Here is a 24,486-nt window from a genome sequence, read left to right as displayed (position 1 = left end):
CTTTACTGGGAATGCTGAGAATCTGAGCAACTCAGTAAAGAGGGGGATAGGTGTGGATACCTTTCCCTACTGAAATGATTAGGCTCCGGTAATCTGGCGATCGCTCGTATCCTCGACCACCTGTGCTGAAACCTCGACGGCCTGCACGTCCACCGTTCCCGGAGGCGTGAGCCGGATGAAATGCTTTTGCTCAACTTGCAAGGGTTCACTGCAATTGGGGCAGCGCAATTGGGTTCCGTTGAGACCAACGCTTGTGTAGTTGCAAACTGGGCAAGCGTCTTCTACCAGGTTACGGCGCAACCACCAGCGGAATCCTATAAATGCAATCACAGGAGCAACCGCTAGCAAAACCAGGAGGATGGCCACTGACTTGACTAACCATCCCAAACCAACGGCGCCCAGGAGCCAGATCACCGCAAAAATGGTCAGCCAGAGGCCAATCCCAGACAGGTTAAAAGATAGCCTGGTCATATTGTTGGGGTTCATCGCAGACTCCTATTGCACGGGGCAACCGACGTCGAGGGGACATGCTCTTCCGGTTGTGGATTGTATAGTACCAGCATAATCTGCTTCGATGGGTCGGGTATTGGAAAGATTTCCACACTCATTGCTAGGGTCATTTCCCTATACCTGATCTTCCAATTGAGCAAAGAGGGAGGTGGAACAAAGCCCTACCCCCCTCTCTGCTGGATTAAAAGAGGATTAATTTTCTTCACCTTGCTTCACAATAACCAGACAGTTTCGGCCATCCTGGCTTCGTTCATAAACGGCTTTATCAGCAAGACGACGGATCAAAAACCATCCGTAGCCGCCTAAGCGAGGTACACCCAGTTCGGGTTCTTCGATGCTATTGGGGTCGAAGGGTTCACCACGGTCCCAAATACGAATTTCGATGCGATCGTTCCACAGAGCAAGATCCAGGTCGATTTCCGTCTCTGAAGGCAATTCCTGGTGAGCATGACGAACGGCATTGGAAAAGCCTTCCGTTAGTGCCAGGTGTAAGGGATAGAATTGCTGTTTGAGCCAGTTGAAATCGCGGACGTAGGGATTGCAAAACTGCCGAAACCAGTCTTGCACATCATTTATTACAGAAAGATCGCTACTGACGGTAATATGAGTTCGCCGAAACACGCCTCTAACAGATCCCCTAATTAAGTAGCTAAGAACACACTAGGCACAGTTTAACGTCTGTTGTAGCGAATATAGCCAAAAGGCTATGATTCTCCAAGGGTTTTGTCATTGATTGATAACACGTGGTTTTTGGAGCGCCTGACCACCACCTCATACTAAAGGCTGAAGTTTCCGGAGAGATAACCCCTGCCTTTAAGCCCATTCTATTCTAAAAAGTACCTCTTGAGACGTACTACCTTTAGTAACAAAGGTTATAGTAATTTCCCCATCTCGCATTAAAGCCTTAATACTGCCGTCGCAAAATGATGGCAGTATTAAGGCTCTGGTTCAACGAAGAACTGCTCGTACGCAAGCGCACGAGCAGTTAATGTTTGAAGATGAGTCTAGAGCGCGTTTAATCGCTGAAAGCGTTGATTGTTTGTACGTGAAGCGCACGAATCATCAACTTTTAAAGCCGACTCTAGAACAGGCCCAGCGTCAGAGACTTATCGATGGGCATGGTTGCGCCGATACCTAGGTAGAGGGTGAACGCAGTTCCAAACAAGAACAGCGTGGTCGCAACAGGGCGACGGAACGGGTTCTGGAACTTGTTAACGCTCTCGATGAAAGGAATCAGCATCAGACCGAGAGGAATCGCAGTTTGTAGCGAAATTCCTAGCAGTTTGTTAGGAACAACGCGCAGGATTTGGAAGGCAGGGTACAGGTACCACTCTGGCAAAATTTCCAGAGGAGTTGCGAAGGGGTTAGCAGGCTCACCGACTACTGCGGGATCTAGAACCGCAAGGCAAACGACGCAAGCGATCGTCCCCAGAATTACCACGGGGAAGATGTACAGCAAGTCATTTGGCCAGGCAGGTTCACCATAGTAGTTGTGACCCATCCCTTTCTTAAGCTTCTCGCGCAATGCGGGATCGCTCAGATCCGGCTTTTTAATCGTGGCCATGTCTCAAATGTTCTCCTTTAACAAGGCTTGCAGGGAGTTGAAAAAAGGGAAGTAGCGACCAAAGGGGAAGGATAGTTATTCTACCCTGCCCCTGCGAATCGTTATTTACAACGGCCCAGAGATCCCTTGCTTCCGGATCATCAGGAAGTGGGCCAGCATGAACACAGCAATCAGCCAGGGCAGCACGAAGGTGTGAAGGCTATAGAAACGAGTGAGAGTCGCTTGACCAACGCTCTGACCACCCCGCAGCAGTTCTACCATCAGAGAACCGACAACCGGAATAGCTTCAGGAACGCCAGAAACGATTTTCACTGCCCAGTAGCCAACCTGGTCCCAGGGAAGGGAGTAGCCCGTTACCCCAAAGGAAACCGTAATCACAGCGAGAGTTACGCCCGTGATCCAGGTCAGCTCACGGGGCTTCTTGAAGCCACCTGTCAGATACACGCGGAAGACGTGCAGAATCATCATCAGCACCATCATGCTGGCAGACCAGCGATGGATGGAGCGGATCAACCAACCAAAGCTCACGTCAGTCATGAGGTATTGCACAGAGGCAAACGCATCAGTAACGGTGGGCTTGTAGTAGAAGGTCATGGCAAAGCCGGTAGCAAACTGGATCAGGAAGCACACCAGTGTGATCCCACCCAGGCAGTAAAAGATGTTGACGTGAGGAGGAACGTATTTACTGCTAATGTCATCAGCGAGCGCCTGAATTTCCAGTCGTTCCTCAAACCACTGGTAGGCTTTGGAGTCAGTTACCTGCTTTGTAAACATGAAGCAAGAGGGGGGATATAAAATACTGCGATTTCTTAAAAATGTAACACAGTCTATCAGGGTTTTGATCCGTTGCCCCTTGCGGCTTTCCGCCGAAAAAAAATGGGAATCCGCTGAGCAAACTGTGCCATTTTGAGCATAGAGACGGGCAACATATGAGAACCAGGGGTAGGCAAGCGGTACTCCTTTTGAACAGCTCCTGTTGCCAATCGGTATCTATATGGAAGATTCTGCAGTCCTCCTAAGGCTGGAACTTCTAAATGATTGTTTGGCCGGTGATGTCTTAAGTCTTATAAGTCAGAAGTAATCAACTTCTCCGAAGCCTTATTAAATGCTGAGAAAGTTTAGTCAGGTCTTTTGAAACCCCTAATTTGCAAATCCTGTGCACTGAACAAAATCATAGGGTTCTAGAAAAACTGTCCAGAGGATTGAAAAGTGTTGGTTTAAGATGAGCTTATGAAAAGATGGATTTTGCGATTCGGATTGCTCCTGCTTGTGCTGGTGGCCAGTTTGAGCCTCTGGACTCCGGCATCCTCTGCCTTCACGGATGAACAAAAATTACTCAGCGAAGTCTGGCGGATTGTGGACCGGGCTTATGTTGATAGCACCTTCAACCATCAGAACTGGTGGATGGTGCGGCAAAAAGCTCTGCAACAGCGTCTCGATACCCGGGACGATGCCTATAGCGCCATTCAAAAAATGTTGGCATCCCTGGATGACCCCTACACACGTCTGCTCAAGCCTGACCAGTATCGGAGCTTGCAGACCAATACATCGGGCGAGTTGAATGGTATTGGCCTTCAGATTACTCAAGAGTTAGAAACGGGTGATTTGCGCGTAATTGCGCCTATTGAAGGCTCTCCAGCTGATCGGGCTGGGATTCAGCCGAACGATCGCATTCTCAAAATCAATGGTGTTCCTGCCAAAAATCTGACTTTGGACGAGGCAGCCGAGCGTATGCGCGGTCCTGTTGGGACCATTGTAGAGCTGACCCTAGGGCGGGACGAGGGTAGCCCTGAGGATGTGCAGTTGGTGCGCGATCGCATCACCCTTAACCCCGTGGTCGCCGAGTTGCGAAATGAGAAAGACTTAAAGATTGGTTACATTCGTCTCAGCCAATTCAATGCCAATGCTGCCAGTGAAGTGGCCCATGCCGTCGGCAAGTTGGATCAGCAGGGAGCGGTGTCGTACATCCTGGACTTACGCAACAACCCTGGTGGCCTATTGCAAGCGGGGATTGATATTGCGCGGCTGTGGTTGGATGATGCGACGGTTGTTTACACGGTTAACCGCGACGGCATTCAAGACAGCTTTTTTGCCCATGGTCAGGCATTAACGGACAAACCCTTGGTCGTGCTGGTCAACCAGGGAACTGCAAGTGCGAGTGAGATTTTGGCGGGGGCACTGCAAGACAACCATCGGGCGCAATTGGTTGGCGATCGCACCTTTGGTAAGGGGCTGATTCAATCTCTATTTAGCCTGTCAGACGGCTCCGGATTGGCGGTGACCATTGCCCGCTATGAAACACCCGACCACCACGACATTAACCGTCAGGGTATTATGCCTGACGTCGTGATTGAGGCAGACCCCCTGAATCGGAACCAGTTGGGCACCGATGTTGACCCACAGTTTCAGGCGGCAGTTGAGTGTTTAACGAAGCAGGTTACCGTAGCTCAAGCATCCTGAAGCGATTACAAAATCCATCCAACTGAAGAGCGGGGGAACTTAGTTCCCCCGCTCTTTAGTTGGATGCTGAGTACTGCGTCGATTAAGTACAGCACATTGCCATTGCTATAAAACAGGCCCTAGCTCTTGGAGGACGTCAGAACCAAAATGGGTGGGCTTTAATGTGACTAGAGCGTTGGTACTATTCCCATGACTGCCTCCCCGTCCCGGTCGTCTAGCCGCACCTATCACGACCCGTTGCATGGTGCAATTACATTGAACCGCCAACGACCGGATGAAGCCCTACTGGTTCACTTGATTGATACGCCTGAGTTTCAACGACTACGCCGCATTCGTCAACTGGGAGCCGCTAGCCTTACGTTTCATGGGGCTGAATCCTCTCGGTTTACCCATTCGCTGGGGGTGATGGCGATCGCCCGTCGCGCCTTTGATCTACTGGCGCAAGATAACCCGGAGCTACAGCCCTACCGGGCCACTGTCCTCTGCGCAGCGTTATTGCATGATTTAGGACATGGGCCATTTAGCCATACCTGTGAAGACATTTTTGGAACCCATCACGAAGTCTGGACAGGTCGCATTTTAGGAGAATCCCACGCTATTCGAGAGGTGTTGGATAGCTACGACCCGGAACTGCTGGGGCAACTGCGACAGGTGTATGCCAAGCAGCATAACGTTCCGCTGGTGTGGCAGTTGGTGTCGAGCCAGTTGGATTGCGATCGCCTCGATTATTTAATGCGTGACAGCTACTTCACAGGGGCTTCCTATGGGCGGTTGGATTTAGACCGGATTCTGATGGCTATGAAGTTTGATCCAGCGAGCCAGCAGTTGGTGGTGGCTCGCAAAGGCATCACTGCGATTGAACACTATCTCATCGTGCGGTTTTTTATGTATGCCCAGATTTATCACCATCCGAAAAATATTGCGGCGACCTGGGTTTTAGAACAGGCATTTCGGCGGGCGAAAGAACATTTTGCCGAGGGTAATCTGGATGCTGATGAGGTAATGGCAGGTTGGTTGCGGGGCGACGGCGATCGCCTCCCCCTGAAACACTATTTAGCGGCTGATGACAACCTTTTCGTCTACCATCTGCAACGGTGGCAACGGCATGCTGACCCGATTCTTGCAGATCTCTGCCGCCGCTTTATGAACCGCGATTTACCGAAGACGCTTGATATTAGCCCCTATAGTTCTAAGGCCCAGCAAGCCCTGCTGGAGGCTCTCCAACCACGCTTGCAACAGGCCGGTTTTGTCCCCAATTATTACTGTGGCATTCGCGTGGCCTGGAATCGCGGTTATACCCTTTATCAGCGAGGGATTAAACTGCAAACGGAGGATGGTTTGCAGGAAATTAGCGATGTGTCACCGTTGCTTCGTACTTTGACACAGCCCCTGCAAAAGATTTGGTTAGTGTATCCTCGGGAGATCGATCCGAAAGTGGAAATGGCGATCGCATAACGCATGTAAAAAAACGTCAGTTTAGATTAAGGGAATCCTCGGGGATAATGCACAATGTAGGGGAAGATGGTGCTCTAAATAATGCCGAAATGCCGTTCAAAACAGTCGTATAGAAAATAGGATGTTCCTACATAAAGCTTCTCAATTAATGCCTGGAACCTTTATTCCATAATTACTTGGCGTCGATGAGTTGAAGATTTTATGTTCTTCTGTAAGAACTGTTGTTGGCTTTTATGAAGGGGTATTTACTTTCTACGAAGGATCTCGGATTCCTGACAAATTGCTGCACCATAGAATGGCCTAAAGATTACCCCCTTCCAAAAATGCTTGCATCCTATGATTGCCCAGCATATCCCCTGCCTGCCGAAGCTCCTGATCGTAGATAATTCGCCAGGCAACCGGGCAATTTACATTCAATATTTGAAATCTCAACCGAAGCAGTCCTACTACTTTCTCGAAGCTGAGAGTTTGGAGGGTGCTGTGCAGGTATGGCACGCACAGAGCCCTGACCTGGTGTTGTTGGATTTGCAGTTGCCTGATGGGGATGGCTTGGAATTTCTCAAAGCAATCCGTACCGAGCCAGCCAGTCAGTTGCCGGTCATTATCGTAGCGGATCAGGGAGATCCACGGGTTGTGGTTCAGGCTATGAAGCTAGGAGCCGCGGAGTACCTGCTGAAAGAAGAGATTACGTCGGTTTCACTGCAGGCCTATTGCCATCAGGTATGCGATCGCGCCCTCCTCACCCGCCAACTCACCCGATCGCACCAGCAGGAAGCCGTCATTGCTGAAATGGCACTTCGCATTCGAAAATATTTGTCTCTGGATGAAATCTTTCAGGCGATTGTTGAAGAAGTTCGGGCATTCGTCAATGCCGATCGCGTCGTTATTTACCAATTTAACCCGGATATGAGTGGAACGATTGTCGCGGAGGATGTGATTCCTCCCTGGCAATCGTGCTTGCTGATATCCGTTATGGATACGTGCTTCCAAGAAAATCTGGGTGGAAATTATCGGGATGGCCATTATTCGGCGGTCTCTGATATTTACGCAGCCAATCTGACAGCTTGTCATATCCAGCTTTTGGAACGGTATCAGGTGCGGGCCAACCTGGTGGTGCCGATTCTGTTGCCAAACGCAGCCAAGCCGCTTTGGGGATTGTTAGTTGTGCATCAGTGCGCTGCACCCCGTGATTGGGAAGCAACTGATATTCGATTACTTCAGCAGTTGTCCGTGCATCTGGCGATCGCTATTCAGCAGGCAACCCTCTATCAAAACCTTCAAACCCTAAATGCCTCCCTGGAGCGGAAGGTTGCCGAGCGTACTCATGCCCTGGCTGCTAGTGAACGCAAATTTCGAGGCATTTTTGACAACACATTTCATTTGACGGGAGTGCTGGCTCCTGACGGAACACTGTTGGAGGCCAATCAAACGGCCTTGATCTTTAAGGGCTTGCAGTTAGAGGACGTTGTAAACTGCTCATTCTGGGAAACGCCCTGGTGGGACGTTTCTCAGGTCGTGCGCGAGCAGTTGAGGGGCGCGATCGCTCAAGCGGCTGAGGGCAAATTCATTCGTTATGAGGTTGAGATATTAACGGCTGAGACGCAGTTGGTACCTGTCGATTTCTCGCTCCGACCGGTATGGGATGAGGCAGGGCAGGTGGTTATGCTCATTGCCGAAGGTCGCGATATTAGCGCGGCCAAGCAACTAGAAGCAACTCTGCGGCACCAGGCGCAAGTCCTGGATCAGGTCACAGATTCGGTCATCGTCAGTGAAGCGACCAACCGCGCCATCATCAATGCCATTCCCGATTTGCTCATTCGCATGAATCGGCAGGGCGAGTATCTGGAGATGTTAAGTGGTGGTTCCCTGCGGAAAGTGTTGATGCCGCCCGCTGGCCTGGAATTCCCAACAGGAGATGATTGGCTGCCCACATCGATAGCGGTTCAGCGATCGCAAGTCGTTGAGCAAGCCTTCAAAACTGGCATGGTGCAGGTCTATGAACAGCACCTCGAATTGGATGGAGAAATGTGCTGGGAGGAGGTACGCGTTAGCCCGATTGATCAAAATATTGTGCTGATCATGATTCGGGATGTAACCGAGCGCAAGCAGGCTGAGGTTGCTCTCGCTCAGCTTAATCAGGAGCTAGAAGTCAGAGTTGCACAACGTACAGCAGCCCTGCGCGAAAGTGATGAACGTTGGCAGTTGGCACTGCAAGGCAGCGATGCTTCCCTATGGGATTGGAATATAAAAACGGGGGAAACTTTTCGTACAAAACGCTGGCGGGAACTACGAGGTCTGTCTGAGCATGAGTCAGGCAGTACACCGGAGGAATGGACTGAGCGCATTCATCTGGATGATCGCGATCGCGTCCTGTCGGCTCTTGCAGACCATCTGGCTCAGAAAACCGCTTTTTACCAGGAAGAGTACCGGATTCAGCGCAAAGATGGCAGCCACATTTGGATTCTCGACCGGGGGCAAGCCCTCTGGGATGAAACGGGAGTCCCGATACGGATTATCGGTTCTGAAATGGACATCAGCCGACGTAAAGAGGCGGAATTAGAGGCCCAATTGCTTTGGGAACGGTTGCAATTTGTGCTTTCTTCTAGCCCTGCTGTGATCTTTACCTGTCAGCCCTTTGGAAACTATGCAGCGACGTTTGTCAGCGACAATATCTTGAACTTGAGTGGCTACACGGCAACCGAGGTGTTGGCGAATGCAAATTTCTGGGTTGAGCATATTCATCCCCAAGATGCTCCCCAGATTCTTGCAGGAATGCCCCTTGTGCTGGAACAGGGGAAGCATATTCAGGAATACCGCTTTCTCCATAAGGCTGGGTATTACTTGTGGGCACGGAACGAACTGCGGCTGGTACGAGATGCCCACGGAAATCCCCTGGAGATCGTTGGCTACTTTGCCGATATCAGCGATCGCAAACAACTGGAACTCGCACTCCGGGCCTCTCAAAAGCAACTCAGCGATATTCTCAATAGTGCCGATGCTGGGATTATTGGATACCGGCTATTGGCAGACGGGACGTTTGAATACGACTACTACTCCAAAGGGTGCGAAGCCATTTTTGGATATACCGAAGATGAGTTTGTAGCCGATAAATCTCTTTGGCTTTCTCGGGTGCCTCCTGAGGATTTGCCTGTCATCGAGACGGTGTTAAAAAACATTCAAGCTAAAGGTGAATCCGGCCTGCTGGATTACCGATTTCGACATTCTAATGGCTGTCTCAAATGGATTTCCGCTACCTACACGACTTACTACAACGCTGCTGAAGCCTGTTGGGTTGTGACGGGAGTCAATGTTGACATTACCCAGCGCAAAACGGTAGAGGAGGCTCTGAAGCAGAGCGAAGCCACAAATCGTGCGCTCATGGAAGCGATTCCGGATGCCCTGGTACGAATGCGCCGAGATGGGCAGCAAATGGGAGCTACTAACGTAGGAGCAATTCGTTATCTGGGGGGGCATGGCGCGGTTGACGGACATTCTATTTTAGAAATTTTGCCTCTGGATATTGCCCGAGAACGGATTTCTTTGGCGGAGCAGGCGCTTCAAACGGGACAACTGCAGCGCCAGGAGTATCAGTTTCTCAACCAGGGGCAAGTCTGTTGTGAGGAAGCCCGCATCGTGCCTTTACTCAAGGATGATGTGCTGGTGGTTGTGCGCGATATTACCAGTCGAAAACGGGCTGAGGCCGAACTGAAACGGCTTTCGGAACGGCTCACCCTGGCTCTCAAGTCGGCAGCAATTGGCTGTTGGGATTGGGATCTTACAAACAATACAACCATCTGGGATGATCGCATTTGTGAGTTGTACGAAGTTTCACGCCAAACGGATGCTCCATTCGACAATGAAGTTTGGCGAAATAGAGTTCATCCCGATGATTTGGCCCCTACAGAAGCCGCCCTTCAGCAAGCACTGATGGGTGAGGCAGACTATGATACCGAGTTTCGAATTGTGCTTCCGGATGGTCGGATTCGGTTTATTAAAACCTACGGCATGGTGGTACGGGATGCGGAGGGCAAGCCCCGCAGCATGATTGGTATTAATTTTGATATTAGCGATCGCAAACAAGTTGAACTCTCACTTCGCCAGAGCGAAGAGTTTAAGCAACGACTAATTGAAAGTAGTAGTGATTGTATTAAAGCGATCGATTTGAATGGTTATCTTGTCTATCTCAATGAGGGGGGGAAATGCCTCTTAGAAGTGGATGATTTAAGCGTTTTTCACAATACAAAGTGGGTGGATTTTTGGCCTGCGGAGTACCACCCATCTGCAGAAGCCGCCCTCATCCAGGCAATTAATGGCGAACTGGCACGCTTTCAAGGGTGCTGCCCAACTGCCAGAGGCAACCTAAGATGGTGGGATGTCGTCGTGACTCCAATTTTTGATGACAACGGTCAAGTCTTTCAAATTTTGGCAACATCACGTGATATTACAGAGCGTAAACAATACGAAGTCCAATTGCTGCAAACCAACGAAGAGTTGGCCCGTGCTACCCGCCTCAAGGATGAATTCCTGGCGAATATGAGCCACGAACTACGGACTCCCTTGAATGCAATTTTAGGGATGTCAGAGGCACTTCAAGAAGAGCTTTTAGGATCGCTGAATGAACGGCAGCAACAGGCACTGAGCATCGTTGAGAAGAGTGGGCGACACCTGTTAGAACTGATTAACGATATTCTCGATTTGGCTAAAATTGCCTCTGGCAATATGGAATTGTATTTAGATTCGGTGTTGGTCGAGAATCTCTGTGAATCCAGCTTGCTGTTTGTTAAACAGCAGGCTTTTCAAAAGGGCATTAAAATTACGAGTCACATTTCAAAGAGCCTCAAGGCTATTACGCTCGATGAGCGGCGGATGCGGCAGGTTCTAATTAACCTGTTAACGAATGCGGTGAAATTTACGCCGGAGGGCGGTCAGGTGAGCCTCACAGTGGTTGTGGGCCGGGGCAACACCTGGGATGGCCTGGCAACGGTCCCACCTCAGTTGGTGGCTCAAGATTCGCCACTGGTTTTATTTCAAATTACAGATACTGGGATTGGCATCACCGAAACAGATTTGCGGCGGCTCTTCCAACCCTTTGTGCAGATTGACAGCAACCTGAATCGTCAACAAACAGGTACAGGGCTGGGGCTGGCGATGGTTAAGCAGATTACCGAACTGCATGGGGGGCAGGTGATAGTTGAAAGTTCCCTGGGTCAAGGGAGCTGTTTTACCGTGGCGCTTCCATATCGTGTGCCTGTGTCGAGCGAACTGGTGCAACCTCTGGCGGCTGGGTTTGTAGAGTGCATGGAAGCCGAGATAGAGGGGGAGGGGGCGATCGCCCCCCTCATTCTGCTGGCTGAAGACAACGAAACCAACGTGGCGACCTTCAGAACTTATCTGGAGGCCCGCAACTATCGCATGTTGGTTGTTAGGGATGGTGCAGAGGCTGTTGCGATGGCCCGCACTCATCGGCCTGATTTGATTTTGATGGATATTCAAATGCCCGGAATAGATGGTTTAGAGGCAATTCGCCGTATTCGCGCAGATGCAAGATTGGATGTCATTCCTATCATCGCGATGACTGCCTTAGTGATGCCAGGCGATCAGGATCACTGTATGAATGCGGGTGCGAATCAATATCTGAGTAAACCCGTTAGTCTGAAACATTTGTTGGAAGTTATTCGGCAATTTCTAGACCCTTAGAAATACAGAATTTAGTGCATGTTTTGTGTGTGGTGCGCGGAACACCACACACAAAACATGCACTAAATTCGGAGGTGCGTCGCCCTCCAAACCTCCCGACCGGGAAACGGCGGCCCGTCCCCCAGGCCCCTTCGGCCTAGGAGGTTTTGCATTTTCGGGAGGCTGCTTCGCGCGCCCTTTGACAAAACTTATTTTGGTGGGCGCTTTGAGCACGCCAAAACAGGCACGTGAGCTTACCTTACCTGAGTTCGGGTTAAGGGCGTTTTCGAGTGCCGCGCGTTGCGCGGCACTCGAAAACGCTCATTTTGGCGTGCGCTTTGCGCACGCCAAAATGAGCACTTCAGCTTATCCCGAACTGAGGTTACCTTGATGAGGTTATGGGAGTAGCTCGCCGTAGAGGTGGATGGGATCTAATTTGTCGGAGAGGGTGAGCAGGGATGGGTGGGAGCCTGGTTTGCCGTGAGGGATCGGTTTTTTGAGTTGGCGGTAATGGTTCACCCAGTACTCAAAGAACTCGCCTGTTGCCGGATCTTTGAAGTTCATCGGGGTCTCTGGAAACAGGGGGATGCCCTGGTTGGCGTAGCGGAAGCTGTCGAGAATGAGCTCGCTGCAATAGTAGGAGTCTTTGCGATCGCCAAAATCTCGGTTATAAGGCAGACCCAGGAGCGTTTGGGCGTGGGCGATCGCTCCCCGGATCAGATAGCGGTAGGCGGGTGTCAGGCGAAACACCCAAACCCGAGGTCTTTCATAGGTGTCTTTGCTCGAACTGTTGAGAAATACCGAGATGTCGGTGTATTGCACAGTAGGAGTAGTCGCCTCAACGACGCGCTGTTCATCGATGCAGAGGGCGACGTGGTTGAAGGAGTAGCCTCGATACCCTCGAAAAGCTTGGCTGATGACGCGATGGATGGGGGACATATCCTTTTGCTGAAACAGCAAGTCCCCAGGTTGGGGTGTAAAACTATCCGTCATGCCTCCCAATGACGGATAGTCCATCCACTGTGATTGAGGGGGTATAGCAGGCTCCATTCCAGACAGCATCTTCACCAATATCCACGACATTTTTTAGAGCGGTGTAAACGTTGCCGGCCACCATCGTGTCTTTCACGCGCCCCAAGATCTCGCCATTTCGAACGTAGTAGCCTAGATCGACGTTGATCGAAAAATCTCCAGAAATGCCTGCACCGCCGCCGAGCATTTGATCAATGATGAGGCCGTGCTTAAGATTGCCGATCAGATTGTGTAGGGGTTGTACCCCGGCCTGAACCAGCAGATTAAACAGACCGGGAGCCGGATAGCTGCCCAAGCCCGGACGGAAACCGTTGCCGGTTGTGCCACTTCCCAAAGCCCGACCAATTTTGTGATCGGTGTAGAAGAGCTGGAGTACCCCTTCTTTAATAAAGGTAATGGGCTGAGTGGGTATGCCTTCGTCATCAAACGGACAACTGAAGGGGCCTGCATCCGGGTCTTGGGTAATGGTGATGAGGGGAGAAAGGACGGGTTCACCCAGATGCTCGCTCCAGGGGGATGCCCGTTCAATCACCTGCTTGCCACTCATAGCGGCCTGAATGGTGCCCCAGAGCATATCTGCGGCTTTGGAGGTGAATAACACGGGCATGCGACCGCTGGGAGGGTTGATGTTGGTATGGGCCCACTCCAAGCGCTGCACAATTTGCTCGGCAAGGCCGATGGGGTCGAGGCTACCCCGTTCGGTTTGCCCATCCGCAATGTTCAGAAAGTCGTCGCCGCGGATCAGTTCTGCTTCCAGGTAGCAACTCAGGGTTGTGTCGGTGTAACCGCAATCTAACCCTTCGGAGTTGAGCAGGCGAGTCGTCTCGATGTCGCATTCCCACTCGGAGGAGCAGAGGATTTCGGGAACGCGATCGCGCACATAGGCGATCGCCTCTTTCCCCCAGGCGACGAGCTGCTCTACAGGGACGGTCTCTCCCACATCGGGATAAACCTTCGGGGTTGCGGCTGATAAATCGATGGTTTCAGGTTCGTTTAGGGTGCTGAGAGCGATCGCCCGATCCACTAAATCTTGTGGTTCGACTGGGCCATAGGCAACGGCTAGCCCGGGCCGATTGTCACGCCAAAGCCGTAGGGCAATGCCTTCGGCCTGGGAAACCTCCAGTTGCTTAAGCCGATTGCCCTCAAAAAACACGGGCCGTGAGAGCGACTGAGATTGATACACCTCTGCCGCCTCGGCACCTGAGCGGAGCGCAAGCTCTAGTAATGCTTCCGCTCGTGATGAAGAATCGAGATAATCTGACCCCATACCTGTGTCACGAAAGACCTCAGACGTTAAAACCTACGAACCCACGAACTACCCGCAAGACAACTCCTACGGTGCTGCCTTGACTCCGTTAGACCATCGGCGCGTTGGCGAAGCCTCTCTGAAAGAGAATCGCCTCCCCGTTTTTCTCTCTTACCCATCTTCTGGGATCGGGGGACATTACGCTAGATTCAGTTCCTGCAACAGCCAGAACCCGGTAAAACTTTCGGAGTCTGGGTCAGTCTGCACCCCGAGAAAATGCACCTGATTTGCTTGTTGCTTGGTCTTCTCAAAGTTCTCGGCTTCCTGCCGCATATCAGCAGTATTGAGATTTGAGAGAATCCAGGCCTCATTGCTGCCTGATTCCAGCAGCAGTTGCGGTGTGTCTCCTGGCAAATATTTCACGCAGGCCAACTCCAGCCCTGACATCCATGCGGCCAGGGGCAGCGCTCGTGGGGAAAAGATCAGCAGACCCGGCACAACTGTATCAGGGCTGAGGTCAGCCAGCTCTAGCGGAAAGGATTCTCGGAAGTCAATGTCCCACTCGGGCATCTCGGCGAAGGCGGAGGCTGCCAGGGTGACAAAGGCCCATTGCTGGCCGATAAGTTGGTCGGGTAAGGGCTGGGGCACCGGCATTCCCATCGATACCGAGGGGTTTGGGCTTTCTTTGTAGTTGGGGTAGGTGGGATACACCTCGGCCATGCGCTGCTCAATCCAACGGTTGAGGGCGATGGTGCGGCGGCTGGCTTGGGCGGGTAGTCCTGCTCCCTCGCACCCCTTGAGAATCATATTTGTCATTTGCCGCCGGAAGAAGCGGATTTTGTCAGGGCGCCTGGGTGCCTGGGCGATCGCCTCCTTAATGGCTTCTTGCAAAAAGACCGAGTTAACTTCTGTGTTGGCGCAAAGTTTTGAAAATTGGAATAAAGAGTCTACTGGCTGGGTAATGTCCAGGGGACTTTCGCAAATTAAAACTTCCCAGAGTTTCTTCTGGTTCTCATCCACCAGGGGGCGTGAGTAAAAATCTAATTCCCAAATAACGGGCATTGTGATCTAAATAAAGGCCAAAGGCATAACGCTGCTGCCCTTGATCATACGGGGTTGTGGGTGCATTCGCGGCAGGAAAGTGATAGCAACTGCTGAGGCATAACTATAGAGATTCAGGAAGGAAGGATTAAACCTGCTGCGTGAATCGTTGCATGGCAAAGCTGTGCAACGATTCACGCCCTCAGAAACCGATTGATGCAGGAGGTCTATTGAGGAAGGGTAGGGCGGGAGGTATCCCACTTGTTCCTGAGCTCGACTTCAACTTCCATCTCTGGATAGCTCATGAGCCTCACATCTCTGTCCTGTATCGGTTTTTTTGTGTATAGGGCTTCATTATGCTGACCCATACTAAGGACTGTTTTAGACGTTGATTTGCCGTACGCTTCGTGGCGGGAAATCAGTCCCTCCAGACGGTTTTGAGATATGCCTTAGTGTTGCCCCCTCAAACGCAGGCGATCGCTCCACTATGCCCAAAGCAGCCAAAGCAAAAACACCCAACCTCCATCAACTTGCTCAGGAACGGTTCGGCTATGACAAACTTTACCCCGGTCAGGAACGGGCTGTGCAGGCAGTCTTAGCAGGGCACGATACCCTGGCTGTGATGCCTACGGGCTCCGGCAAGTCGGCTATTTATCAGCTGGCGGCCTACATGATGCCGGGGGCGACGGTGGTGGTCTCACCGCTGATGGCCTTGCAGCGGGACCAGGCTCAGGCGATCGCCCAGCAAGATGTCGGCGAAGCCACTGTCATCAACTCGTCTTTAAGTGCCGCGGAGCGAGAGGAGGGGTTTGCAGCCTGGGAGTCAGGGACGAGCGAATTTCTCTTCCTTGCGCCCGAGCAGTTTAACCAGAGCGAAACTTTAGAACGGTTGCGATCGGCAAAACCCTCGCTGTTTGTGATTGACGAAGCGCATTGCATTAGTGCCTGGGGCCATGACTTTCGCCCCGATTATTTGCGTCTGGGACAGGTGATTGAAGCGCTCGATCATCCCCGTATTCTGGCTCTGACAGCAACCGCTGCGCCTCCGGTGCGAGATGAAATCGTGCAACGGCTGAATATGAAGAAGCCCGAGGTCATTGTAGAAGGGTTCGATCGCCCGAACATTTTCCTGGCTGTTCATCGGGTGCAGGATGAAGCTGAAAAGCAGGAAGCTTTGGTTAAACAGGTGATGCAGTCGGCTAAGCCGGGTATTGTTTATGCTGCAACTCGCAAGCGTACTGAGGAGATTGCTACCCTTCTACAGGAGCAAGGCATCCAGGCTGAACACTATCATGCAGGGTTAAAGCATGATGATCGAGGGGCGATTGAAACTCGCTTTATGACTGACGAAATCGAGGTGCTGGTGGCTACTACGGCCTTTGGGATGGGAGTGGATAAGCCCAATGTGCGGTTTGTCTTTCATGCCGACATTAGCGACTCTGTAGACTCCTACTATCAGGAGTTTGGTCGTGCTGGTCGAGATGGCGAAGCGGCTCAGGCTATTTTGTTCTACAACACTGATGATTTGAAATTGCGGCGCTTTTTTGCCAGCAAGACTCGGATTGAACCTGAGCATGTAGAACAAGTTGCTGAGGTTTTGCAAAATCAAGATGAGCCCGTTGACCCCAAGGATTTAGCCGAGCAACTTGATTTATCTAAAGCCAAGCTGAAAGCAACGTTGCAGCGTCTGGCGGAAGCGGAGGCGATCGAACTGACCCCTACGGGAGAAGTGGTTGCGGGTGGCCTGGAAGATACATCTACGGCAGCTGAAGCGGCGATCGCGGCTCAGGAGCGGCGTCAGAACTTTGAGCGATCGCGTCTGGAAATGATGCGCGGTTATGCGGAAGTGCGCGATTGTCGCCGTAAATATTTGCTCAATTACTTTGGTGAAGCGTTTGAGGCTCCTTGCGACTATTGTGATTCCTGTAGGGCTGGGGTCGTGGTGGAGGAGAGCGATCGCCAACCGTTCCCGATTGCCAGTCGGGTTGCCCATAAGAGCTGGGGTGAAGGTGAGGTGATGCGTTATGAAGGGGACAAGATTGTTGTGCTTTTTGAGCAGGTTGGGTACAAAACTTTGGGAATTGATGTTGTACTCTTTCGGGATTTACTTCGGCCTGTGGCTGATTAGTATAGGGCTAGGGTGCACCCCACTTCTGCAAATTTGGAAACCCACTTTTGTAAGTGAAGCGGGCGAAGCCCGCTTCACTTACAAAAGTGGGATGCATCCTAGGGTTACGTGTTCAGAACTGGGAGGGTTATTGCTTGAAAAGCTTTGCTCCGCACGGCTTTTCAAGCAATAACTCTGATGTAAGCTGGGGTGTTTGCCTACGCTTGGCTTGGGGGCGCGTCGCCCCCCAAACCCCCCGAGTGGGGGGACGGCTGCCCGTCCCCCCAGACCCCCCTCGGCAAGGAGGCCTTGCATGGGAGGTGTTAGGTCGCTTCGCTTTGCTGGGGTTTTGAAGCAGACCCCGAGTTTTTGGGCCCCCAGGTTTGGGCGTGTTTCACTGCTATTTGTATGTGTGCTGAGCTTTGTAATTAAACGCCCATGGGGCCGCGAGTTACGCCGAGCTGGTTTTGCAGCTTTAAGGTTTTCCAGAGTTGGGCTCCGCTGATTTCGCTGTTGAGGAGTTGATGATAGAGGGCGATCGCTCGTCCGACTTGTTCGGGTGATTCGTTTAGGAATTCTATGCGGAAATGACGTAGACCTAATTGGAGAAGCCGTTGTACATATTCTGCACCGGTTTGTGCAACGCCGTTGAAGACGGTGTTGCGGCAGCCTGCGTCGGCTTGGAGAATGTGTTCGGTGTTGGTGCGATCGCGCAATTTCACATCATGTTGTTCACACGGGCGACCACAATTTGTAAAGTCGGTGCCTTCGGAAAGGAATGCACAAAATACACAATGCTCCATGTGGAACATCGGCATGTGTTGATGGATTGTGACCTCTAACCAGGAAGGCGGACACGCTGTTAGCAAATTCTCAAGTTGATGAATGTTGAGGTCGTAGGAGGCTGTTAGCCGTGGAATTCCAAGGTTGTGGAAGTGGCTGGCTGTGATGGGATTGGCGACATTGAGGGGAAAATCTCCGACACAGGGAGCATCAGCAAAGTAGCGCAACTGATCATAATTACGAACGAGATAACCGTCAGCTTGGCTACTACGCACCTGATCCAAAATCCAGTTTTCTCCGGGTTTGGTGATGCGTGGAGGCGCGACGAACAGCTTCGGTGTGGCGCTTTCACCTCGAAACTCTCGGACGCGCTGCATCGCTTCTCGATAGCGACGGGGATCTTCGAACTCGCAGTAAAGGGTTTCGATGCCAGCTTGTAAGGCGGCATCCAGTTGGGCCAGGTTGCGCACCAGCACGATCAGTTCTGGCTTCTGGGCTACGACGGCAGGAGCCATGGGAGGCATGAGCTGGCGGTAGGATGCGTCTGCGTTGAGTGCCCAGCGTTTGGGCTGACGACGCAGGTTTTCCATCTGGCTGACCAGGTCACGCCGCATCCGGTTCATCTCGCTGACGGGCAGCATCACATTGCCGTGAAGATGGGTTGTCAGCGTCTCCAGGCGGAAGGGTGTTCCACCCAAACGGCCAAACTGTGCGGTGAGGCGATCGCCCCCCAACGGCTGCTTTTCCGCTTCCACCAGGGGCATCTCGGATTCCACCTGGGCTACGTGGCCGATCTCGTCACGAGCGATCGCCACCAGGGGCATCCCTACTTCCCCATGTACCTCCATCCAAATAGGGCGTTGGAATTGCGGGGTGTCTCCAGCGTAGGTTTGACGCAGGTGTTTGTCGAGTTCGGGGTCGCTGGTTTTCCAGAGGCGATCGCCCACCTGCACCCGCCGCCAGTCTAGATCGCGCCGCCCAAAGGTGAGGATGGTGTCTTTACCGTGATGCTCAACGCTGTAGACCCGTCCCCCTTCTTCTCGGTCGGCGGGTTTCCCGGCATCGAATACGACACCGTCGCCGGGTTTGAGTGGAGCTTGTTGGCGAATTGTGATGCGATCGCCCTGAATTCGCGTCACGTCTCCCAGATACACGCCCCGTTTCTTTCCAAAGCGAGCATGAACCAACTCTTGATTGTTGATGCCTTCAAACCAGCCTGTATAGAGGCCCCGCGAGAAGGCCATTTCCAGGTCGTAGCGATCGGAGGGTTCCTGTACGGGCAGATCCACCATGGCGCGATCTAATGCCTGCCGATACACGCGGGTTACGTTCGCCACATATTCAGGAGCTTTCAGCCGTCCCTCAATTTTGAGGCTGTGAACCCCGGCTTTTACCAGGTCGGGGAGGACGGCTAATCCGGCAAGGTCTTGGGGGCTGAGAAGGTATTGGCGATCGCCCAATGCCACTGTCTTGCCGTCTGCGATCAATTCGTAAGGCATACGGCAGGCTTGCGCACATTCGCCCCGATTGGCAGAGCGGCCACCCAGAGATTCGCTGGTCAAGCATTGACCGGAATAGGCGACACAGAGTGCTCCATGCACGAATACTTCCAGAGGTAAGGTTGCCCCCGTTTCAGCGACTTGCGATTGGATTTTATGGATTTCTTTCAGGGAGCATTCTCGGGCCAGCACGACCAAGTTGCAGCCCAGGCTTTTCGCAAACTCAACACCGGCACTACTGGTGACGGTCATTTGCGTGGATGCATGAATGGGAAAGTCGGGAGATAGGTGACGGATGAGGCGACAAATTCCCACGTCTTGCACAATGATGGCATCCACTCCAGCGGTGATGATGCTGCGCAGGTATTGCTCAGCTTCGGGCAGCTCTGCCGGGAAGACCAGTGTATTGACGGTGACATAGCCCTTCACGCCGCGCAGATGCAGGAACGCCATCAAATCAGGCAGATCCGCCTCGGTGAAGTTTTGGGCACGCATGCGGGCATTGAAGCGATCGAGCCCAAAGTAAATGGCATCCGCTCCATTTTCGACAGCCGCCTTTGCACACTCCCAGTTACCGGCTGGAGCGAGCAATTCTGGGCGCTGGAATGTACGCGAATGTTCGAGCGGTAAAACCGAAGCAGAATCCATAAAGCGGTATGCAAAGGCAGAGTTTATCATGCTCCGAACCAACCAACCCCATCCCGTATCAATGCGCGCTGCGCTATTACGTGGGGTGACTTGAACCGAAGGGCATCCTTAGCGATCATAGCTCGATAACCGATGGCTTGTTGGGCCCCCAATGCTGATCAACAGCTCTCGCTGACCCCGTGTTGTCATCCGGCTGGGTAAAATGAGGGCTTTAGGTCTGCGGCAGCAAGGTAGACGTTATGGAATTTCGCATTGGGTGTGCACTGTGGGGCTACAAAGACTGGGTGGGCGAATTCTTCCCGCCGAAGACCCGCGCCGGAGATTTTCTCACCCTCTACAGCCGTCGTCTCACCACCGTTGAGGGGAACACCACTTTTTACTCGATACCCGATGCGGATACGGTGAAGCGTTGGGCCGATGAGACGCCTGAAGGGTTCCAGTTTTGCCCAAAGCTGCATCGTGGCATTACCCATCAAGGGCCACTGGTGCCCCATATTGAGGAGGCGATCGCTTTCCTCAAACGGATGCAGGGTTTGGGCGATCGCCTCGGCCCCCTGTTCATCCAACTGCCGCCCAGCTACGGCCCTGAGAACTTCGCTGACCTCACCACTTTTCTGGAAGCGTGGCCTCGGGACGAAGCGGAGTTGGCGGTAGAGGTGCGGCATATCGGCTGGTTCCAACGATCGCAGCAAGAACGACTCACGGAGCTGCTGACCCACATGGGAACGGGACGTGTCAGCCTGGATACCCGCCCAATCTATGACTGCGAGGATGACCCTCAGTTACTATCGGAACGCAAGAAACCTCGCGTCCCCCTCTGCACTGTCTCCACAACTGATTTCTGCCTGGTGCGCTACATCAGTCATCCCGACCAGGATTTCAACGAATCCTATTGGCAGGGCTGGGTTCACCAGGTTGCAGAATGGCTCCAGGCTGGCAAACGGGTTTACTTTTTCGTTCACTGCCCTGTGGAGGAGCGATCGGTTATCTTTGCCCGTCACTTTCAGGCATTGCTCGAAACGGCTGCTGTGCCTGTCCCCGCGCTCCCCTGGAATACGCTGGCTGCTCCACCCTCTCAGCTCAGTTTGTTTTAATCTCATCCAGATTCTGTGAGATGCGCGTCTAGCGCACATCCGGCAAAAATGGCTAATGAGGGGCTAACCATCCTGGCTGCTACTGTCTGTTGCCTTATTGACGTCATCATCGGCAAAGAAATAGGCTGTGCGTAGCTCCACGAGCAGTGGTTCCATTGCTGGATCAAAGCCACCCGGCCGCTGCTGAATCAGGTGTATCCAGGGTAATTTCTGCCCTTGCTGTTCTAGTCGCTCAACCAAGTCTTCAACATGACCAATGGGGCGGGCGGGGACACCCGCTACAATTTGGCCTTCCAAAACATCGCGCGTTACCACGGCTCCTGCCGCCACAATGGCATTCGGGCCAATGGTTACACCTGGCAAGATGACGGCTTGATAGCCAACAAATACATTGTCCCGAATATCGACTTTTCCAACGGCTTCCAACTTTTTATTGAACGCATGATTCAGCATGGCAATGCTGCCATCATGTCCAATAATGGTGCAGGTCGAGAAGTGGACATTATTTCCGAGGCGGGTATATTGCGGATCGGTGAATGTCGTGGATGGTAAGATGCTGCAATTTTCCCCCATGGAGTAGAAATTGCCATGCCGTTGCATATACTGGGCATATTCATTCCCATAAGGGTCACAGACTTTGCAGTAAAGCCATCTGAGTCGCCCTGTGCGCATAGCGATCGCTCGAATTAATGGTTTCAGCATGGTGGATATCCTCATTGCATCCGATCGATGGTACGGTACTGGATTGCTTCGGCAACGTGGTGAGTTTGCAATTGCTCATCCCCGGCCAGGTCTGCGATTGTGCGGCCCACTTTGAGGACGCGATCGGTGGCACGAGCCGAAAGGCCGAGTTTACGGATGGCTCCTTCCAGTAACAGGCGGCTGTTGTCGTCGAGGTGGCACCATTTTTTCAGGTGGCGGCTTTGCATTTCGGCATTGCAGCGCAGGCTTTCGTCTACAAAGCGATGGTTAGCGCGATCGCGCGCCAATTCCACCCGCTCTCGCACGACCTCTGAACTCTCGCCGCCCGATACCTGCACCATTTCCTCGGGCTTCAAGCGGTTGACCGCTACTTGTAAATCAATCCGATCCATCAGTGGTCCGGAAAGTTTAGCCCAATACTGTTCGCGCTGGCGAGGGCTACAGGTACAGGACTGTACCGTATCGCCAAAGTAGCCACAGGGGCAGGGGTTGGTGCTGGCGACCAGAGTAAATTGGGCAGGAAATCCGAGAGACTGACGAGCCCGTGAGATGGTGACGTAACCATCCTCAAGCGGCTGACGAAGGAATTCTAAAACGTCCCGTTTAAATTCTGTTAGCTCGTCCAGAAACAAGATGCCACGGTGGGCCAGAGAGATTTCGCCGGGTTTTGGGAAACTGCCACCACCTACTAAAGAGGGGCCAGAGGCGGAGTGATGGGGGCTGCGGAAGGGGCGATCGCTCACCAACGTTCCTCGTTGCTTCAGCAACCCGGCCACGGAATGAATGCGGGTGACTTCCAGAGCTTCGTCGAATGATTTATCTACAGCCAAAACGCCAAAACCCCTTCTGGTAAAGGCTTTCACGTTGTAGAAGAATTCCACAAAGATGATATAGAAGCACAACAGCAAGAGGTAGAATAATATGAAAGTGAAAGCGCAAATCATTTTGCTCCTAGTCTATCTCCTGCCAATACCATTGGCATGGGAAAAGTTACTTACTTATATGGGGCGGAGTATGAGTCAGATCGCCTTGGCTGACAATGATCTTCTTGAGAATCAGATTCAAGATTTTTTGCATCAAGAATTGGGATCCCCCACAGCGGTTAGCCCTATAGCTCATACCCATGAGCAGGGCAGAACTTACTTAGAGTGGTACTCCTACTTTAAGGATAAGAAGTTCCAGCCTGATGATGGTGAAGCCCCATTAATGGAGAGGGTTTTACGAGAACTTTTTGAAGCTATGGTTCGACAAGCGGAAGTGGTTGCAGAAAATTGGAACGCTGTATTACCATCAACACGTCAAAGGTATCAACGTTTAGCTCTAGCTTTAGCTCGTCGCAAGCCCTCACAAGAGCATGTAAAAAAGATTATCCGATATACTACTCGGATTGGTCGGTTCTCAAAATCTCGAATAAAAGAGCAAATTTTCTTTCCGGGTATTGGGGTTAGAAATGACCTTCTTGAGAAATTCAAAGACACTATTATATTGGCAATCGAAAAACAATTAGAAAAGACTGAATCCTCCGAAGATGGGGTTGAGCGAATCAAAAGAATTCGGGCAAGTGGTAATGCACGCGAACCTGGAAAAATTACCTATAGAGAACTTGTTGAGCAATGGAAGCAAGAATACTCTGAAGAGGAAATGAGAGAGTCTTCGGAGTTTTATAGGAATAGGTTTGAGCGTGATAATCCTACTTGATACAGGTGTATTAAGTCAGGTGTCTAATCCAAACCCTGATAGCCCAAAAACGAAAGAGTGCAAACAGTGGTTTGAGGCTCGGCAGGATGAGTCTTTTCTTTTTGGGATACCAGAGATTTGTGATTACGAGTGTAGACGAGAGTACTTTCAGAACAGGAGTATAGTTAGTATTCAGCGCCTCGATAAACTAACACAACGGACTGATAGATTAGTATACTGGCGCCTCACAACAGGGATTGTACATAAAGCGGCACAGCTATGGGGGGAAGCTAGAAATAAAGGAATAGTTTTAGCAGACAAAAAGTCCCTCGATGGTGATGTTCTGCTTATTGCGACTGCAATAAATATTGTAGAAGAAACAGAAGAGAAGGTGATAATCGCAACTACTGATGAAAGTGATTTGAGTAACTTTAATAACAGAAGATTGGTGAGCCTTAGCTGGGAGAAAATAACACTAGAACTTTGTGTTGCATTTGAAATGGGAAAATATAGGTATGCTTATGGAAAGCTGTGGTAATACTATTTCAAGTCAATAATACTAAATGTAGTTACTAGGAATTTGATAGATTTAGGAAGTGCCAGAACTGATTCTAAGGAGATTTCCAGTAATGAAATTACCCCCAGAATGTTGGTGCTTTGCCCGCGCCGCGGGCAAAGCACCAACATTCTGGGTAAATTCTTATGCAGAAACCTCCTAAGTTTAATTGATGCGGTGGCTGGCATCGAGGTAGATGCTCCTAAAACCAAAACCCATCTACCGTAAGCTGGAAGAATTTCTTTTGAAGAACTACGGATTCTGGATCGGTTTGCTGATGAAGAACGAGTACTTCTTTACTCTCAAGCCCATCACTTTATCAATCATTTGAAGAGTTAATGCTGTGTATTTGCTGAAGCAGGTCATCCTGGCTTTTGTAGACTGCATCCAGATATTTCCTTTGCTTCTCGCACTGCTGCTGGAGCATCATGATGTA

General features: G+C 51.6%; 16 protein-coding genes and 1 pseudogene. 7 read left to right on the top strand and 10 right to left on the bottom strand.

The window, feature by feature from the left end:
• Positions 1–78 precede the first annotated feature (78 nt).
• The 4 genes from H6F91_RS20290 to petB form a co-directional block, all read right to left on the bottom strand.
• Positions 79–471, bottom strand: coding sequence for a hypothetical protein (locus H6F91_RS20290; RefSeq protein ID WP_199307956.1), 393 nt, complete (start codon positions 469–471; stop codon positions 79–81).
• Positions 472–702: 231 nt separating this feature from the next.
• Positions 703–1,131, bottom strand: a complete 429-nt coding sequence (locus H6F91_RS20285) for an ATP-binding protein (RefSeq protein ID WP_190771643.1) — start codon at positions 1,129–1,131, stop codon at positions 703–705.
• Positions 1,132–1,591: 460 nt separating this feature from the next.
• On the bottom strand, positions 1,592–2,074 hold the full coding sequence (gene petD, locus H6F91_RS20280) for a cytochrome b6-f complex subunit IV (RefSeq protein ID WP_190771644.1): 483 nt from the start codon (positions 2,072–2,074) through the stop codon (positions 1,592–1,594).
• 105 nt (positions 2,075–2,179) lie between these two features.
• Positions 2,180–2,848, bottom strand: coding sequence for a cytochrome b6 (petB, locus tag H6F91_RS20275; RefSeq protein WP_190771645.1), 669 nt, complete (start codon positions 2,846–2,848; stop codon positions 2,180–2,182).
• A 456-nt stretch (positions 2,849–3,304) separates the two neighbouring features.
• Between petB and ctpA the strand changes: the two genes are divergently transcribed.
• The 3 genes from ctpA (at position 3,305) to H6F91_RS20260 (ending at position 11,686) form a co-directional block, all read left to right on the top strand.
• Complete coding sequence (gene ctpA / locus H6F91_RS20270; protein WP_190771646.1) at positions 3,305–4,534, top strand: carboxyl-terminal processing protease CtpA; 1,230 nt, start codon at positions 3,305–3,307, stop codon at positions 4,532–4,534.
• Positions 4,535–4,723: 189 nt separating this feature from the next.
• The gene (locus H6F91_RS20265) at positions 4,724–5,989 is read left to right on the top strand and encodes an HD domain-containing protein (protein WP_190771647.1); all 1,266 of its coding nucleotides are present in this window, start codon (positions 4,724–4,726) and stop codon (positions 5,987–5,989) included.
• A gap of 336 nt (positions 5,990–6,325) precedes the next feature.
• The gene (locus H6F91_RS20260) at positions 6,326–11,686 is read left to right on the top strand and encodes a PAS domain-containing protein (protein ID WP_190771648.1); all 5,361 of its coding nucleotides are present in this window, start codon (positions 6,326–6,328) and stop codon (positions 11,684–11,686) included.
• Positions 11,687–12,061: 375 nt separating this feature from the next.
• On the opposite strand, the gene H6F91_RS20255 is transcribed toward H6F91_RS20260, so the two are convergent.
• The 3 genes from H6F91_RS20255 to H6F91_RS20245 all read right to left on the bottom strand — a co-directional run bounded on the left by H6F91_RS20255 (position 12,062) and on the right by H6F91_RS20245 (position 15,005).
• Positions 12,062–12,658, bottom strand: a complete 597-nt coding sequence (locus tag H6F91_RS20255) for a YiiX/YebB-like N1pC/P60 family cysteine hydrolase (protein WP_190771649.1) — start codon at positions 12,656–12,658, stop codon at positions 12,062–12,064.
• Positions 12,648–13,964 carry a TldD/PmbA family protein gene (locus tag H6F91_RS20250; protein WP_190771650.1) on the bottom strand — a complete coding sequence of 439 codons (1,317 nt, stop codon included), beginning with the start codon at positions 13,962–13,964 and terminating at the stop codon, positions 12,648–12,650. Before H6F91_RS20250 ends, H6F91_RS20255 begins: the two co-directional genes overlap by 11 nt.
• 177 nt (positions 13,965–14,141) lie before the next feature.
• Positions 14,142–15,005 (bottom strand): Tab2/Atab2 family RNA-binding protein, encoded by an 864-nt coding sequence (locus H6F91_RS20245; RefSeq protein ID WP_190771651.1) that lies wholly within the window; start codon positions 15,003–15,005, stop codon positions 14,142–14,144.
• Between the two features lie 466 nt (positions 15,006–15,471).
• Here H6F91_RS20245 and H6F91_RS20240 point away from each other — a divergent pair, with 466 nt between their 5' ends.
• A complete protein-coding gene (locus H6F91_RS20240) occupies positions 15,472–17,112 on the top strand; it encodes an ATP-dependent DNA helicase RecQ (protein WP_190771652.1) in 1,641 nt (546 codons plus the stop codon).
• Positions 17,113–17,519: 407 nt separating this feature from the next.
• Here the strand turns inward: H6F91_RS20240 and H6F91_RS20235 are convergent, their stop codons facing one another.
• Positions 17,520–20,021 carry a U32 family peptidase gene (locus tag H6F91_RS20235; RefSeq protein ID WP_190789446.1) on the bottom strand — a complete coding sequence of 834 codons (2,502 nt, stop codon included), beginning with the start codon at positions 20,019–20,021 and terminating at the stop codon, positions 17,520–17,522.
• Positions 20,022–20,260: 239 nt separating this feature from the next.
• Between H6F91_RS20235 and H6F91_RS20230 the strand changes: the two genes are divergently transcribed.
• A complete protein-coding gene (locus tag H6F91_RS20230) occupies positions 20,261–21,115 on the top strand; it encodes a DUF72 domain-containing protein (protein WP_190771653.1) in 855 nt (284 codons plus the stop codon).
• A gap of 63 nt (positions 21,116–21,178) precedes the next feature.
• Here the strand turns inward: H6F91_RS20230 and H6F91_RS20225 are convergent, their stop codons facing one another.
• Together H6F91_RS20225 and H6F91_RS20220 are read right to left on the bottom strand one after the other, a co-directional pair.
• Complete coding sequence (locus H6F91_RS20225) at positions 21,179–21,817, bottom strand: acyltransferase (RefSeq protein ID WP_242035892.1); 639 nt, start codon at positions 21,815–21,817, stop codon at positions 21,179–21,181.
• Between the two features lie 11 nt (positions 21,818–21,828).
• Positions 21,829–22,632: pseudogene (locus H6F91_RS20220) on the bottom strand (YifB family Mg chelatase-like AAA ATPase); the annotation flags it as partial.
• Positions 22,633–22,831: 199 nt separating this feature from the next.
• On the opposite strand from H6F91_RS20220, the gene H6F91_RS20215 reads away from it, so the two are divergent.
• Both H6F91_RS20215 and H6F91_RS20210 read left to right on the top strand, forming a co-directional pair.
• Positions 22,832–23,515, top strand: a complete 684-nt coding sequence (locus H6F91_RS20215) for a hypothetical protein (protein WP_206754955.1) — start codon at positions 22,832–22,834, stop codon at positions 23,513–23,515.
• A 19-nt stretch (positions 23,516–23,534) separates the two neighbouring features.
• Complete coding sequence (locus H6F91_RS20210) at positions 23,535–24,032, top strand: nucleic acid-binding protein (protein WP_190771655.1); 498 nt, start codon at positions 23,535–23,537, stop codon at positions 24,030–24,032.
• The last annotated feature ends 454 nt before the right edge of the window (positions 24,033–24,486 follow it).

Source organism: Leptolyngbya sp. FACHB-8 (assembly GCF_014695575.1).
Taxonomy (GTDB): Bacteria; Cyanobacteriota; Cyanobacteriia; order Elainellales; family Elainellaceae; genus Vacuolonema.
Note: the sequence above shows the minus strand (reverse complement) of the source record. Positions and strands in the feature narration are given on the sequence as shown.